The following is a 15168-nucleotide window of genomic DNA, read 5'->3' as shown; positions in this document are numbered from 1 at the left end:
GTATTCCAGGTTCATGTTCGAGATGGCCTAACGATGGGTGCCCGAGGTATGGCCGAGCACACCCTCTACTGGATGGCTCATTTCTCCCTCGGCACCCGCCCCATCAGATAGAACTCGGGGTTGGGCGGGGTGCCGGCCAGGGTCACCAGGCGATTGGAGAGGCCGAAGAAGGCGGCAATGGCGCCGATATCCCAGGTATCGTCCCGGGTAAAGCCCGCCGCCTCGATCCGCGCCGCCCAGTCGTCGTCGATCTCTCCCACACCCAGGCCGCTGTGCAGGGCGAAATCCAGCATCACCCGATGGCGCTCGCTAATCTCGGCGACCCGGTGATTGATGGCCACCTGATCGGCCAGCAATGGGTCCTTGCTGTAGATCCGCAGCAGGGCGCCATGGGCCACTACGCAGTAGAGGCAGCGATTGCGGGCACTCAGCGCCACCACGATCATCTCCTTCTCCGCCTGGGTCAGGGTGTCCGACTCCCGCTCCATCAAGGCATCGTGGTAGGCGAAGAAGGCGCGGAATTCGTCCGGCCGGTGGGCCAGCATCAGGAAGACGTTGGGCACGAAGCCCGCCTTCTCCTGCACCGCCAGGATGGCGCCGCGGATGTCCTCGGGCAGGTCCTGGATCGATTCGGGGATGGGAAAGCGACTGATGGGACGGGTCATGGCGATTCCTGGATTGTGGAGGAGAGGGGCCGAACAATCACGGCAATAACTATCAGTTAACGTCAACGTCAATCAACTTGTCCAGCGCCGGCGGGTATTGTTCCGCGTGGCCGGGTGGGCCACTATCGCTGCATGGTGTCCCTCATGCAGGGTTTCCCGATATGCCCTATCGAGACGGTCCCGAGTTTTCGGCGTGGAACCCCGGCCTGGAGGCCGAGCTGCCCAGGCGCTACAAGCCCCTGGAGACGATTCATCGTCCGGCCAACGTCTATTCTCGCCTGTCCGACATTTCCGAACTGAGGGCCCTCACCGGGCTCGTGGAAGAGGAGCTCGTCGCATTCCGGGCGGAACGCCTGGTGCTGCACGAGTTGATCGTACGGGTGACCGCCGATGTGGTGGTCCTCGAGGGGGAAGAGGAAGAGTTCCTGGGTCAGCACTTCCGCAGCATCGCCCTGAAGATCCTCTCCGACTACCTGATCCCCCAACTGCCGGCGTTCCAGCAGGCCTATGACCGGTTGTATGACGAGATACACGGCCGGGTAGGCGACCTCCTCGCCACGGCCTTCGCCCCCGAGCCGGTAGCGGTCGACCCCGAGCCCGTCTCCCGGCTGTCCCGGTGGTTCGGCAAACGCCCTTCCCCACCGAAGCCGGCGGACCACCGCTCCATCGAGGAGCGTCATCATGACGTGATCCGGGGCATCAAGGACAAGGGGCTGGCGGCCGAGGCCGAGCTGGAGCGGGCCATCTACAAGAGCGCTTACCGTGTCCTGAATTCGATCGGCGGCACCCAGGGTCATATCGAGGTGGAACGGGAGCTGCTGGCGACATTGATCACCCGGCATGCGTGCAACGACTTCGGCAGCCGCCACCTCGGCGAGCGGCTCGCCCCCCATGTCGAGCGAGCCATGCAGGTCGAGGGCTATGCCCGGCTCCCCTGCGCCAGGGAGCCGATCCTGATCAGCCTCAAGGGGGCCTCGGCCGCCGGCAAGAGCTCCCTGCGCCACTTCCTGAAGGACACCCTGCGGGACCTGGGCATCCAACCGGACCAGTACGGCACCATCTCCCCCGATATCTGGCGCCGCCTCCTGCTCGACTATGAGGCCCTGGGCGAGGCCTACAAGTATGCCGGCCGCCTGGCCGGCAAGGAGGTCAAGCTCATCGATGCCAAGCTGGACCGCTACATCCGCGACAAGGCCCGGCGCACCCCCTCCATCCCCAACCTGCTGATCGACCGGTTTCGCTTCGACAGCTTCGCCATGGACAAGGTCCCGCAGCTCCTGGATTCCACCTATGCGAGACATGTTGCCACCATGTACTTCTATTTCGTCGTGACCCCGCCGGAGGCCACGGTGGAGCGCGGCTGGGAGCGCGGGCTGGCGCGGGGACGCTACAAGGCGGTGGAAGACTTCCTGGGGCACTGCGTGGAGGCCTATGACGGCATGCCCAAGCTGCTCTTCAAGTGGCTGGACAGCCGGCATCCCCGGCTGGAGTACACCTTCCTGGACAACAGCGTGCCCAAGCACACCCCGCCGACGACCATCGCCCATGGCACCCGCGAGGTCCTGCATATCCTGGCCCCCCTGGGCCTGGTCAACATCGATCGCTACAAGAGGATCAACACCCTGGCGACCTGCCCGGCGGAGGTCTATCCCGACGACGAGAGCCTGGCGATCGCCAGGAACTGCACCTTCCTCAAGCAGTGCCTCGCCAAGGTGCCGGAGGTCCGCTTTATCGACGAAGCGAGTGGCGAGGTGTACCTGCGCGCCTCCACGGGCCGCTTCTCGGTGGTGGATGCCGCCATCCTGCGCGCCCAGCGGGCGGACCCGGAGCTGGCCGAGCTATTCGCCACCCTTGGAGTGCCCGAGCGTTAGGGAAACGCTGATTTATTGCCGTCCCTTGAGACAAAGAACGGCCCCGCCTCTCTCGAGACGGGGCCGCGTTTCACACCCTTGCCGCTATCAGTGCAGCGAGATGGTGCTGTTGATGCCGCTGGAGACGTTCTCCGGCTCGTACCAGCGGGCGGTGACCGTCTTGGTCTGGGTCCAGAAGGCGATGGCCTGCTTGCCGTTGGGGCCCAGGTCGCCGAGTTTGGAGCCCCGCGAGCCGGTGAAGCTGAAGTAGGCCACCGGCACCGGAATCGGCACATTGATGCCCACCTGACCCACGTCGATCTCGGTCTCGAAGCGCCGCGCCACCCAGCCGGAGTTGGTGAAGATGGAAGTACCGTTGCCGTTGGGGTTGGCATTGATGAAGTCGATGGCCTCATCCAGGGTATCGACGCTCACCACGCACAGCACCGGGCCGAAGATCTCCTCCCGATAGACGGTCATCTCGGCGCTCACCCCGGCGAAGACGGTGGGGCCCACGAAGTTGCCCTTGGCATAGCCCTCCACCCGACAGCCGCGGCCATCCAGCATCAACTTGGCGCCCTCCTTCTCGCCGGCATCGATCAGGCTGACCACCCGATCCCGGGCGGCGGGCGAGACCAGCGGCCCCAGGTCGGCGTCGCGCTGGGTGCCGGGGCCCACCTTCATCCGGCGGGCGCCCTCGACGATATCCTCCAGCCAGGCCTGGGCCTCACCCACCAGCACCACCACCGAGTTGGCCATGCAGCGCTGGCCGGCGGCGCCGAAGGCGGAGCCCAGCAGGTTGTTGATGGCCTGGCTGCGGTTGGCATCGGGCATGATCACGCAGTGGTTCTTGGCGCCCATCATCGACTGCACCCGCTTGCCCGCCTCGCCGGCGCGGCGATAGATATGGGTGCCCACCTGGGTGGAGCCGATAAAGGAGAGCGCCTTGATATCCGGGTGATCGCAGACCTGGTTGGCCACCTCGGGGCCGCCATGCACCACGTTGAGCACCCCGGCGGGGAGCCCCGCCTCATGGGCCAGCTCCACCAGGCGCATGGTCGAGCTGGGGTCCTGCTCGGAGGGCTTGAGCACGAAGGTGTTGCCGGTGGCGATGGCCAGCGGAAACATGAAGCAGGGCAGCATGATCGGGAAGTTGAAGGCGGTGATGCCGGCGCCCACCCCCAGCGGCTGGTTGAGGGTGTAGACGTCCACCTCGCTGGCGGCATTCTCGGCCAGCTCGCCCAGTTGCAGGGAGGGAATCGAGCAGGCGTGCTCCACCACCTCGAGGCCGCGGCCCACCTCGCCCTCGGCGTCCGGCAGGGTCTTGCCGTGCTCCTCGGTGATCAGGGCGGCGAGCTCGGCGGTGTGCTCGCGGATCAGCGCCTGGAACCTGAGCATGATGCGCTGGCGCTTGGCCAGGGGCACCTTGCGCCACGCCTTGAAGGCAGCCTTGGCACTGGTCACGGCCCGGTCCACCTCCTCGGCGGTGCAGAAGGGTACCCGGGCCACCACCTCCTGGGTCGCGGGATTGAGTACGTCGCGCCACTCCTGGCTCTGGGAGGGCACGGCCTGGCCGTCGATATAGAGGGGAATCTCGCGGATGGACATGATGGCGACTCCTTGGCGGGCGGCGTCACTGCCTTAGACCCGAGGGTTGGGGTTGTTATCCGAAGCGCTACTGATGTGCATATCGGCAAGGCCGATATCGTATCCAGGGATGATTTGAGTGTAGGCAGGGGGTGGATTGACAGACAATGGCCAGGGCCGCACATTGCTTGTGCACTGATGCACAACGAGCCCCGTCGAGGTGAGCATGCTGGACTGGCAGGACATACAACTCTTCCTGGAGGTGGCGCGCTGCCAGCGCCTCACCGAGGCGGCCCGGCGCCTGGGCCTGGACCACTCCACCCTGTCGCGGCGTACCCGGCGCTTCGAAGAGAAGCTCAATACCCAGCTCTTCGAGCGCAGCACCCATGGCTACCGCCTCACCGAGGCGGGGCAGCGGCTGCTGGCCCATGCCGAGGAGATGAGCCGCCACGCCCTGGAGGCGGTGGAGGGGCTCAGCGACCAGAATCGTCGCCTCAGCGGCCAGATTCGCCTGGGCGTCACCGAAGGCTTCGGCACCTGGGTGGTGGCGCCCCTGCTGGCCGCCTTCGGCGACCGCCACCCGGGGCTGACCCTCGACCTCCTCGCCCTGCCCCGGGTAGTCAACCTGAGCCGCCACGAGGCGGACCTGGCGATCACCGTCGAGCGCCCCGCGAGTCCCGGCCTGGTGGTCTCGCGACTCTGCGACTACCGGCTGCGCCTCTATGCCAGCCGCGACTACCTGGCTCGCCGCGGTCGTCCCGAGCGCCTCGCCGAGCTGGGCCGCCATCGACTGATCGGCTATGTGGATGACCTGATCTTCAGCGACCAGCTCAGCTACCTGGAGCCCTTGCTCGACCCGGCCCGGGTCGGCCAGCCGCCGCAGATGGCGATCCGCAGCACCAGCGTCACCACCCAGTACAGCGCCGCCCTGCAGGGGGCCGGCCTGGCGGTGCTGCCCTGTTTCCTGGCCGAGCCGGCGCCGGCCCTGGCCCCGGTGCTCGACGACGAGGTGGAAGTGGTGCGCCAGTTCTGGATCACCGCCCGCCAGGAGCAGCGCCAGCTGGCCCGGGTGCGGCTGCTGTGGGACTACCTGCGCGAGGCCCTCGAGCTCAACCGTGACTTCCTGATGGGCGAGTCGGCCACCCTGGTGATTCCCGAGCCCTAAGGTATTGATGAGCCGTCATCGGTATATCGTCTTTTCTTGATAAACTTTGGCTATCAAGGCCTTCGACAAAGAAAAATGGCGGCTTCCCGGTCCGACACTTAGCTTTATAGAGAGGACGAGGGGAGGCGCCACCGATGCCCGAGTGACTCCGAGTTGACTCGGCGCATTGTTCAGGTCGGCGCTTCTCATCTATGACTAGTGAGGCACCCCCCGAGCGGCCATGATGACTAGAGAGGAACGGAGAGAGCAATGAGCGACCAACACAGCAGCACCGGCAAGTGCCCGGTCATGCACGGTGGCCTGACCGTCAGCGGCCATTCCAACACGGACTGGTGGCCGGAGTCCCTGAACCTGGACATCCTCCACCAGCATGACCGCAAGACCGACCCCATGGGAGAGGACTTCGACTATCGCCAGGAGGTCAGGAAGCTCGACTTCGCGGCGCTGAAGAAGGACATGCACGCCCTGATGATCGACAGCCAGTCCTGGTGGCCGGCGGACTGGGGCCACTATGGCGGCCTGATGATCCGCATGGCCTGGCACGCGGCGGGCTCCTACCGGATCGCCGACGGCCGCGGCGGCGGCGGCACCGGCAACCAGCGTTTCGCCCCCCTCAACAGCTGGCCGGACAACGCCAGCCTCGACAAGGCCCGGCGCCTGCTGTGGCCGATCAAGAAGAAGTACGGCAACAAGATCAGCTGGGCCGACCTGATCATCCTCGCCGGCAATGAGGCCTACGAGTCCATGGGCCTGAAGACCTTCGGTTTCTCCTTTGGCCGCGAGGACATCTGGCATCCGGAAAAAGACATCTATTGGGGCGCCGAGAAGGAGTGGCTGGCGCCCTCCGACGAGCGCTACGGCAATGTCGAGAAGCCGGACACCATGGAGAACCCCCTGGCCGCGGTGCAGATGGGCCTGATCTACGTCAACCCGGAGGGCGTCAACGGCCAGCCCGATCCCCTGAAGACCGCCGAGCAGGTGCGCGAGACCTTCGCCCGCATGGCGATGAATGACGAGGAGACCGCCGCCCTCACCGCCGGTGGCCACACCGTCGGCAAGACCCACGGTAACGGCGATGCCGAGGCGCTGGGCCCCGAGCCGGAGGCCGCCGACGTCCACGAGCAGGGCCTAGGCTGGCACAACCCCAACATGCAGGGCAAGGCGGCCAAGGCCGTCACCTCGGGGATCGAAGGGGCCTGGACCACCCACCCCACCCAGTTCGACATGGGCTACTTCGACATGCTGCTCAACCACGAGTGGGAGCTGAGGAAGAGCCCCGCCGGCGCCTACCAGTGGGAGCCCGTCGATATCAAGGAGGAGGACAAGCCGGTCGATGCCAGCGATCCGTCCATGCGCCACAACCCGATCATGACCGATGCGGACATGGCCATGAAGATGGACCCCATCTACCGGGAGTACATGGAAGCGTTCCGCAAGGATCCGGCGCATTTCCAGGACGCCTTCGCCCGCGCCTGGTTCAAGCTGATCCACCGGGACATGGGACCCAAGCCGCGCTATATCGGTCCGGAAGTCCCCGCCGAGGACCTGATCTGGCAGGATCCGATCCCCGCCGGCAACGCCAACTACTCCATCGAGGCGGCCAAGCAGAAGATCGCCGAGAGCGGCCTCTCCGTGGCCGATCTGGTCAGCACCGCCTGGGACAGCGCCCGCACCTTCCGTGGCTCCGACATGCGCGGCGGCGCCAACGGCGCGCGCATCCGCCTGGCGCCGCAGAAGGACTGGGAAGGCAACGAGCCGACCCGCCTGGCCAAGGTGCTCAAGGTCTACGAGGGCCTGTCCGCCGAGACCGGCGCCAGCATCGCCGACCTGATCGTCCTCGGCGGTAGCGTGGGTATCGAGCAGGCGGCCCGGGCCGCGGGCCACGACATCCTGGTGCCCTTCGTGCCCGGTCGCGGCGACGCCAGCGAGGAGATGACCGATGCCGCTTCCTTCGAATACCTGGAGCCCGTGGCCGACGGCTTCCGCAACTGGCAGAAGAAGGAGTATGTGGTCAAGCCGGAGGAGCTGCTCCTCGACCGCGCCCAGTTGCTGGGCCTGACGGCGCCGGAGATGACCGTGCTGATCGGCGGCATGCGCATGCTGGGCACCAACCATGGCGGTACCCAGCACGGCGTCTTCACCGATCGGCAGGGTCAGCTGACCAACGACTTCTTCGTCAACCTGACCGACATGGCCTACCGCTGGGTGCCGACGGGCGACGGCCTCTACGAGATTCGCGACCGCCAGAGCGACCAGGTGAAGTGGACCGCCACCCGTACCGACCTGGTGTTCGGCTCCAACTCCATCCTGCGCAGCTACGCCGAGGTCTATGCCCAGGACGACAGCCAGGAGAAGTTCGTCAAGGACTTCGTCAAGGCCTGGACCAAGGTGATGAACGCCGACCGCTTCGACGTGGAGAAGCTCGGCGACCGCTGAGGAGGCGATCCGCCAGGGAAAAAGCAGACGCCTGGGCCCTGGCCCGGGCGTCTTGCCGTCTGGATACCCCGCCGGGGCGAGCGCCTGCCGGACTGCCTGGTGTCCGGCGAGCTCGCCGACGCTCGCTCCGTCCGACGACTCCAGCCCCGTCTATGCTGTAGCCAGGCACTTGCCTGAATCGTCCTTTTCGCCGCACACCCGGGGAGCCTGCATCGTGGCCGACGAAAACAGCGTGATCGTCTTCTATGACGAGCGAATGCTGGCCCATGAACCGGATATCGAGGTGCCTTTCCTGCCGGGCCGCATGGACGATCGTATCCGCTCGCTGCTGTCGGGACTGGGCGTCCCCTGGAAGTATCCGGAACACCCCGCCAGGCTCACCGCCATCCGGCGCCTCCTGGAGCTCGAGCCGCTTCCCGGCGTGGCCTTCGAGTCCGGCAGGGTGGCGACGCGGGAGCAGCTGGGGCGTGTGCATACCAGCTCCTACCTGGACCATATCTTCGCGCTGCGCGGCCAGAGCGCCTGGCTGGATGTGGACACCACGGCCGTGTCGCCCGGTAGCGTCGACGCCGCCGAGGTGGCCGCCGGCACGGCGATCGCCGCCGTCGAGGCCGTCGTCGCGGGACGAGCCGCGAGCAGCTTCGCGCTGGTGAGACCCCCCGGGCACCACGCCGAGCCGGTGCGCGCCCGCGGCTTCTGCCTGTTCAACAACGTGGCGGTGGCCGCCGCGCATGCCCGCACCGCCCTGGGCTGCCGGCGCGTGATGATCGTCGACTGGGATGCCCATCACGGCAACGGCACCCAGGATATCTTCTGGGCCGACCCGGATGTGCTGTTCTTCGACCTGCACCGCGCCGCCCCCTTCTATCCCGGCACGGGGAATCTCGAAGAGATCGGCATGGGCCTGGGGGATGGCACCAACGTCAATGTTCCCCTCCCCTCCGACGCCGGCGACGCCGCCTACCTCAAGGCCTTTCGCGAGATCCTGGTACCCGCGGCCGACTGGTTCCGGCCCGACCTGATCCTGGTCTCGACCGGTTTCGATCCGCACAGCCATGACCTGGCCATGGAGGTCTCCTATGACGGCTTCGCCGCCATGACCGGCATCCTCAAGGCCCTGGCCCGCCGGCACTGCCAGGAGCGCCTGGTTTTCGTGCTGGAGGGTGGCTACAACCTGATCTCGCTGTCACGCGGCGTCAGGGCGGTGCTGCGGGTGCTGGCCGGCGACGAGCCGCCGGAACCCGGCCAGCGCGGCCTCGCCGAGGTCGCGGCCGCGGCGGCCTTTCACCGCGGTGCCTTCGTCGAACCACCCCCGGACTGAGCCGGGGCCGGCTCCACCGCCATGTACCCGGCATGGCGCCTTCGCCGATACGGGGTACGCTCTTCTCATTATTCGGCGCCGCGACGCTGCCGCGCCTGCTCGCGGCGCTTCATCTCCAGGTAGTCGGCACGATCGATCTCGCGCAACTGCTCGGGATAGCGCTCGGTGAGGGCAAACCAGCGGGACAAGCTGGCCTCCAGCCGCTCCGCCTCGGGCAGCGTCCGGGTCTCCAGATGGGCCACCAGGGCCAGGTAGAAACGCATGACGTTGCGCTCGATCATGCCCCGCATGCCGCCCACCGGGCGCGGTCGGCCATCCTCACCCGGCTCCTCGCTGAACCCCACCCGGTCTTGGCCACCGAAGGCGAAGTAACCGCGCAGGGCGAGGCGCGCCGTCATGCCGTACACCAGGGAGTAACGCAGTTGCACCAGGCTGGCCCCGTCGAGGTCAGGCACGGCACGCAGCTGCAGGCGGAAGGCCCGGGTGCCGTAGGGTCCCCGATCCCCCTCCAGCACCATCTCCAGGTAGATGGGCCCCTCGGCGACCCGCCGCAGGCGCAGATCGAGGCGTTCGGCACCGGCCAGGGGCTCGTAGTGCCGGCGGCCCACATAGAGCCGTAGCGCAGCCTCGTCGACCGCCGCGTCATGGAAGCAGCCCTTGACGTTGAGGTGCAGGATAAGCACCTGGCACCAGGCCACCGGCGAGCCGAACGCCTCGGCGAGCTCCGCGAAGGGCCATTCGAGGCGGGCGTTCACGCTGCCACTCACCGAGTAGGGGCGCGCCTCGGACGCCACCGCCAGGGGCTCGTCGAAGGGCGAGGCGGCGATCACCTCGCGCCAGCTATCGCGCAGCCAGTTGTCCTGGGCCTGGGCCGACAGGACGCCGGCCAGGCAGACCCAGAGCAGAATCGCCAGCCACCGGACGGCAGGCTTCCGGCCTGGTCGCCGATATCCTCGTGCCATGGCCCGGGGGTACCTCGCTGAAGGTCTCCATGAGGGCGATGAACTCCAGCAGCTGCCTCACAGGGGTTCACGGCCGCTTTGCTGCTCACCACTTTCAGCATAGCCACCTCTGCTGCGGGACGGTGCACCATCCTGACGGCGAAGAGCGGCAACACGACCGGCTCAGGCCAGGCTGCGCACCATCACCACCAGGATCAGCAGCGGACAGACCAGGCGGATATACCAGGGCCAGAGCTTCCAGAACAGGGTACGCTCGATCTCCGGGGCCCCCTGGCGCAGCTCCTGGAGCTTGGCATGGCGCGACAGCAACCAGCCCACATAGACGCACACCAATCCCCCCACCAGTGGCATGCTGTAGCTGATGGTCAGGGTGATGGCCCAGTCGAACAGCGGCTCGAAGTAAGCCAGGATCAGGCTGGCGATAACGAAGGTGAGTGCTGCCATCAGCCAGGTGGCCGGGCGACGGCGGATCAGGCCGGTTTCCTCGAGGGTCGAGACCGGCACCTCCAGTACCGGGAACATGGAGGTCAGGGCGGCAATGGCCAGCAGCACGAAGAAGACAAGCTCCAGGCCCAGCCCCGGCGCCCCCATGGCCTCGAACATGGCCGGCATTACCATAAACAGCAGGGTCGCCGAGCTCTGCAGCTCGCCGGCCTCGTTGAAGACCTCCACCCCCAGGCCATGGGCCACGAACATGGCCGGAATGATCAGCAGGCCGGCGACGAAGGCCACGCCCATGTCGATCAGCATCACCTGGGCGCCGACCCGGGGCAGATTGGCCTCGCGGCTCAGGTAGGAGCCGTAGACCACCATGGCGCCGACGCCGATGGAGAGCGAGAAGAAGGCCTGGCCCATGGCGTCCAGCAGCAGCTGTCCATCGATCCGAGACAGGTCCGGCACCAGGTAGGCCTTGACCCCCTCGCCGGCGCCGGGGAAGCTCAGCATCACCGCGATCAGCCCCAGCATCATCACCAGCAGCAGCGGCATCAGCCGCTTGGTCCAGCGCTCGATGCCCTGGTTCACCCCGGCCAAGACCACCGCCGCGGTAATCACCATGGCCGCCAGGGTCAGGCTCCAGTCCCGCCAGAAGCTCCCTTCGGCGAGCCAGGCCGTCGCCCCCTCCAGGCCGAGTAGCCGGGAGAGCGGCAATAGCGCGTAGCCGATCAGCCAGCCGGTGACGATGGCATAGAAGGCCTGCCCCAGGCAGGCGGCCAGCAGCGCCAGGCCGCCGACCCCCTGCCCCAGGCGCCGTGGCAGGCCACGCCCCCCCACCCGGCCCATGGCATTGATAACGCCGCTCTGGGCATAGCGTCCCAGGGTCAGCTCCGCCATCAGCGCCGGATAGGCGAGGATAAAGGCCATCACCACATAGGCCAGCAGGAAGGCGCCGCCGCCGTTGTTGGCGGCCATGGAGGGAAAGCTCCACACATTGCCGAGGCCCACCGCCGCGCCGGCGGCGGCCATCAGGAAGCCGAAGCGGCTGGAGAACTGGGCGCGCCCGCTGGGCGCGTCGGAGGGAGAGGCCGCGGCGGCGCGCTTGGCTTGCGATATTGTCATTGGAGTTATCTCACCGGGTTTAGGAGTCGGCTCAGCGCGGCAGCGCATCGAGCCGTTCGAGGATGTCGAAGTGATCGCAGTCGGGCAGCGGGCAGAGCTCCACCGCCACCCCGGCCGCCCGGGCACGCTCATAGAGCGCCTCGCCCTGGGCGCGGAAGGCGGGCGGGTCGAGTTCGCCATGCACCAGGCACAGCGGCGGCAGGCCCCGCAGATCCTGACACAGGGGGCTGAGGCGTTCGGCCCGCTCATGATCCAGTCCCAGGGGGGCATCGATATAGGTGCCCACCAGGGGGCGCAGGTCATAGATGCCGCTGATCAGCCAGAGCGACTCGATGCCACTCAGGCGCCCCTCCCCCAGGCAGCTCATCAGCGCCAGCTGGGCCCCGGCGCTATGACCGCCCAGGTGGAGGCGGCCATCCAGCCCCAGGGCGTTCGCCTCGCGGCGCAGGGCCGCCATGCCCTGGCGGCAGGCCGTCACCATGGTCTCGAGGGAGGCGCCCGGCGCCAGGGGGTAGTCCAGGGAGGCGAAGGCCCAGCCCCGTCCCAGCCAGGGCACGGCCATGAAGTCGGTGGCCGCGGCGTCCAGTTCCTGCCAATAGCCGCCGTGCAGGAAGACCATCAGCGGCCAGGGCCCTTGCCCCTCGGGGAGGAAGAGGTTGAGGCCTTCCCGCGGCCCCGCCCCATAGCTCAGGCGCCTCGGCGGATGACGCTCGCGCAGCCGGGCGCCTAGCTCGGCCTGGCGCGCCAGGCTCGCCTCGACGTCCCGGGCCCAGCGGCTCGGCGAGTAGGCCCGCTCCCGCGCGGCACGATCCTGATCGAGGCCCATCTCAGGTGACCTCCGCGCGCACCCGGAAACGCGCTTCCAGGTACTCGCGATTCTCCACCACCTCGCGGAAGTGCCGGGCCGCCTGCCAGACGTCCTCGTAGCTGAGGTAGAGGGGCGTAAAGCCGAAGCGCATCAGCCCGGGCTCCCGGTAGTCGCCGATCACGCCCCGGGCGATCAGCGCCTGGACGATGGCATAGCCGTTGTCGCGATGAATAAAAGCCACCTGGCTGCCACGCTCGGCCCGGGGCGGGGTGATGTCCTCGATGCCCTCGGCCTCGAGCAGGTCGGCCAGACAGTCGCGGAACAGCTCGCCCAATGCCAGGCTCTTCTCCCGCAGGGCGGTCATATCGACCTCCTGCCAGAGCCGCAATGAGGCCTCCAGGGGAGCGTAGATCAGCGCCGAGTGGGTGCCGCTGCGAAAGCGGGTGATGCCCGGGGCCGGGGCATAGTCGCCGTCGAAGGCGAAAGGCGCGGCATGGCCATGCCAGCCGGAGAGCGGCTGCCAGCCACCATCCTGGTGCTCCTGGTGCACATAGAGAAAGGCCGGGGCCCCGGGGCCGCCGTTGAGGTACTTGTAGGTGCAGCCCACCGCATAGCGGGCGCCACAGCCATGCAGGTCCACCGGCAGGGCCCCGGCGGAGTGAGCCAGGTCCCAGACGATCTCGGCGCCCTGCTCATGCACCTGGGCGGTGATGGCGGCCATATCGCGCTGACGCCCGGTGCGGTAGTTGACCTGGCTCAGCACCACGGCGGCGACCCGCTCGTCCAGGTAGTCGGCCAGCGCCGCCCCCTCAGGCAGTACCCGATGCTCGAGGCCGGCGAAGCGGCACAGCCCCTGGGCGATATAGCCATCGGTGGGGAAGTTGCCGCCCTCGCTGAGGATCACCGGCCGCGCGCGCCCCCGGGACTCGGTGATATAGCCCAACAGCTTGAAGATATTCAGGGTGATATTGTCGCTGACGACCACCTCGCCGGGCCCGGCGCCGATCAGTGGCGCCACGAGGTCGCCCAGGCGCTCCGGGGCATCGAACCAGCCCTGATTCCAACCCTTGATCAGCTCGTCACGCCACTGATCCCGGGTAGCATCCAGCGCCTCCCGAGCGGCCCGGGGCTGGGCCCCCAGGGAGTTGCCATCCAGATAGAGCACGCCCTCGGGCAGGGCGAAGCGGGCCTTGAAAGCGGCCAGGGGATCGCGGCGATCCAGTTCACGAACGCTATCCAGGGTCGGGGTCATGGGGCCTCCAGGGAATCGGGTGATGAAGCTGTCCCAAATTCTAGGAGAGACGAGCCGGGAAAGGCTTGCGTTCTCTGGCGTCAATGGCTCAGGTTATGCAAAATTATTGCGCCAATAAGAGATTTCACACACATGGAAACCCTTGATAGGTTCGATCGGCGGATTCTTCACGCCCTGCAGCGGGACGCCCGCCTGACCCTGGCCAGCCTGGCGGAGGCGGTCAACCTCTCCCCCAGCCAGTGCTCGCGACGCATCGCCCGCCTGGAGGAGAACGGGGTCATCCTGGGACACGACCTGCGCCTCGCCCCGGAGGCCCTGGGGCTCAAGGTCACCGCCTTTATCTTCCTCTCGGTGGACAAGGGCCGCATGGCCTCGCCCAGGGACGCCGTGGCGGAGCTGCTGGCCCGGGACGAGGTGATCGACTGCCATGCCGTGACCGGCAGCCACGACTTTATCCTCAAGGTGCGGGTGGCGGACCTCGCCGAGCTCTCCCACTTCCTCTCCACCACCATCAGCCCCATGGAGGGCATCCGCGATATCGCCACCCAGGTGGCCATGAACACCCTCAAGGAGGGCGGCCCCCTCAAGGTAATGTCCTGAGGGGGCCAGCCGAGGGAGTCGGTATCGTCGCAGGCGTTCGCCGTCGGCGCCCGTTATCAGCCTACATCCGGGTACGCACCGACCAGAGCTCGGGGAAGAAGGTCAGCTCCAGGGCCTTGGCGAGGTAGCCGACGCCGCTGGTGCCGCCGGTGCCGGGCTTGTGGCCGATGATTCGTTGCACCGTCTTCATATGGCTGAAGCGCCATTGCTGGAAGTGGTATTCGGTGTCCACCAGCTTCTCGGCCAGCTCGTAGAGGTCCCAGTAATGCTCGGTGTCGGCATAGACCTCGGCCCAGGCCGATTCCACCTCGGGAGACGCCGCATAGGGCTCGGCCCAATCGCGATTCAGCACCGCATCGGGCAGGGCGAAGCCGCGCCGGGCCAGTAGTTGCAGGCAGGTATCGTAGAGGCTGGGGGCCTGGAGCACCCGGGTGAGGCGCCGGTAGTGCTCGGGGTGGCCGCGATGCACCTCCACCAGGGCGGGATGCTTGTTGCCCAGCAGGAACTCCAGCTCGCGATACTGATAGGACTGGAAGCCGGAGCTCTGACCCAGGCTGTCGCGAAAGCGCGCATAGTCGGCCGGGGTCAGGGTGGCCAGCACCTCCCAGGCCTGGATCATCTGCTCCTGGATGCGCGCCATCCGGGTCAGCATCTTGAAGGCGGGCCTCAGTTGGTCGGCGGCGATATGCGCCGCCGCCGCATGGGCCTCGTGGAGACACTGCTTGAGCCACAGCTCGGAGACCTGGTGAATGACGATAAACAGCATCTCGTCATGCTCGTCGGTCAGGGGCGTCTGGCAGGCCAGCAGCGGCTCCAGGCTCAGATACTGGCCGTAGCTCATCTCCTGGTCCCAGTGCACGCCCTCATCATCCAGGCTCACCGAGGTGCGGCCCCGCCGTGGCTTGCTCATCGTCCCCTCCTCGTCTGCTGATGGATCATCTTATGGTGCGCCCATCCCGGGCGGC

12 protein-coding genes are annotated in these 15168 nt (G+C 67.3%); 5 read left to right on the top strand and 7 right to left on the bottom strand.

The window, feature by feature from the left end; all coding sequences use genetic code 11:
- Nucleotides 1–77: 77 nt before the first annotated feature.
- A complete protein-coding gene (locus ACQ1W9_RS04180; protein ID WP_431025467.1) occupies nt 78–665 on the bottom strand; it encodes a peroxidase-related enzyme in 588 nt (195 codons plus the stop codon).
- A gap of 161 nt (nt 666–826) precedes the next feature.
- On the opposite strand from ACQ1W9_RS04180, the gene ACQ1W9_RS04175 reads away from it, so the two are divergent.
- On the top strand, nt 827–2536 hold the full coding sequence (locus ACQ1W9_RS04175; RefSeq protein WP_431025466.1) for a hypothetical protein: 1710 nt from the start codon (nt 827–829) through the stop codon (nt 2534–2536).
- Between the two features lie 87 nt (nt 2537–2623).
- Here ACQ1W9_RS04175 and ACQ1W9_RS04170 read toward each other — a convergent pair whose 3' ends face one another.
- Nucleotides 2624–4123: a CoA-acylating methylmalonate-semialdehyde dehydrogenase gene (locus ACQ1W9_RS04170; RefSeq protein WP_431025465.1), complete on the bottom strand. Its 1500-nt coding sequence runs from the start codon at nt 4121–4123 to the stop codon at nt 2624–2626.
- 205 nt (nt 4124–4328) lie between these two features.
- Between ACQ1W9_RS04170 and ACQ1W9_RS04165 the strand changes: the two genes are divergently transcribed.
- The 3 genes from ACQ1W9_RS04165 to ACQ1W9_RS04155 all read left to right on the top strand — a co-directional run bounded on the left by ACQ1W9_RS04165 (nt 4329) and on the right by ACQ1W9_RS04155 (nt 9024).
- Nucleotides 4329–5267 (top strand): LysR family transcriptional regulator, encoded by a 939-nt coding sequence (locus ACQ1W9_RS04165; RefSeq protein WP_346061618.1) that lies wholly within the window; start codon nt 4329–4331, stop codon nt 5265–5267.
- 249 nt (nt 5268–5516) lie between these two features.
- On the top strand, nt 5517–7703 hold the full coding sequence (gene katG, locus ACQ1W9_RS04160; RefSeq protein ID WP_431025464.1) for a catalase/peroxidase HPI: 2187 nt from the start codon (nt 5517–5519) through the stop codon (nt 7701–7703).
- Nucleotides 7704–7917: 214 nt separating this feature from the next.
- Nucleotides 7918–9024, top strand: a complete 1107-nt coding sequence (locus tag ACQ1W9_RS04155) for a histone deacetylase family protein (RefSeq protein WP_431025463.1) — start codon at nt 7918–7920, stop codon at nt 9022–9024.
- A 68-nt stretch (nt 9025–9092) separates the two neighbouring features.
- On the opposite strand, the gene ACQ1W9_RS04150 is transcribed toward ACQ1W9_RS04155, so the two are convergent.
- The 4 genes from ACQ1W9_RS04150 to kynU form a co-directional block, all read right to left on the bottom strand.
- The gene (locus tag ACQ1W9_RS04150; RefSeq protein WP_431025462.1) at nt 9093–9986 is read right to left on the bottom strand and encodes a hypothetical protein; all 894 of its coding nucleotides are present in this window, start codon (nt 9984–9986) and stop codon (nt 9093–9095) included.
- Between the two features lie 162 nt (nt 9987–10148).
- Nucleotides 10149–11543: a sodium-dependent transporter gene (locus tag ACQ1W9_RS04145; RefSeq protein ID WP_431025461.1), complete on the bottom strand. Its 1395-nt coding sequence runs from the start codon at nt 11541–11543 to the stop codon at nt 10149–10151.
- Nucleotides 11544–11574: 31 nt separating this feature from the next.
- On the bottom strand, nt 11575–12369 hold the full coding sequence (locus tag ACQ1W9_RS04140; RefSeq protein WP_431025460.1) for an alpha/beta hydrolase: 795 nt from the start codon (nt 12367–12369) through the stop codon (nt 11575–11577).
- A 1-nt stretch (nt 12370) separates the two neighbouring features.
- Complete coding sequence (kynU, locus tag ACQ1W9_RS04135) at nt 12371–13603, bottom strand: kynureninase (protein ID WP_431025459.1); 1233 nt, start codon at nt 13601–13603, stop codon at nt 12371–12373.
- Between the two features lie 132 nt (nt 13604–13735).
- Between kynU and ACQ1W9_RS04130 the strand changes: the two genes are divergently transcribed.
- Nucleotides 13736–14203: an Lrp/AsnC family transcriptional regulator gene (locus ACQ1W9_RS04130; RefSeq protein ID WP_431025458.1), complete on the top strand. Its 468-nt coding sequence runs from the start codon at nt 13736–13738 to the stop codon at nt 14201–14203.
- A gap of 61 nt (nt 14204–14264) precedes the next feature.
- Here the strand turns inward: ACQ1W9_RS04130 and kynA are convergent, their stop codons facing one another.
- Complete coding sequence (kynA, locus tag ACQ1W9_RS04125) at nt 14265–15113, bottom strand: tryptophan 2,3-dioxygenase (protein ID WP_431025457.1); 849 nt, start codon at nt 15111–15113, stop codon at nt 14265–14267.
- Nucleotides 15114–15168 lie beyond the last annotated feature (55 nt).

Source organism: Halomonas sp. H5, from assembly GCF_050613175.1.
GTDB lineage: Bacteria > Pseudomonadota > Gammaproteobacteria > Pseudomonadales > Halomonadaceae > Bisbaumannia > Bisbaumannia salifodinae.
The sequence above is the reverse complement of the archived record's forward strand: the minus strand, read 5'-3'. Positions and strand labels throughout refer to the sequence as shown.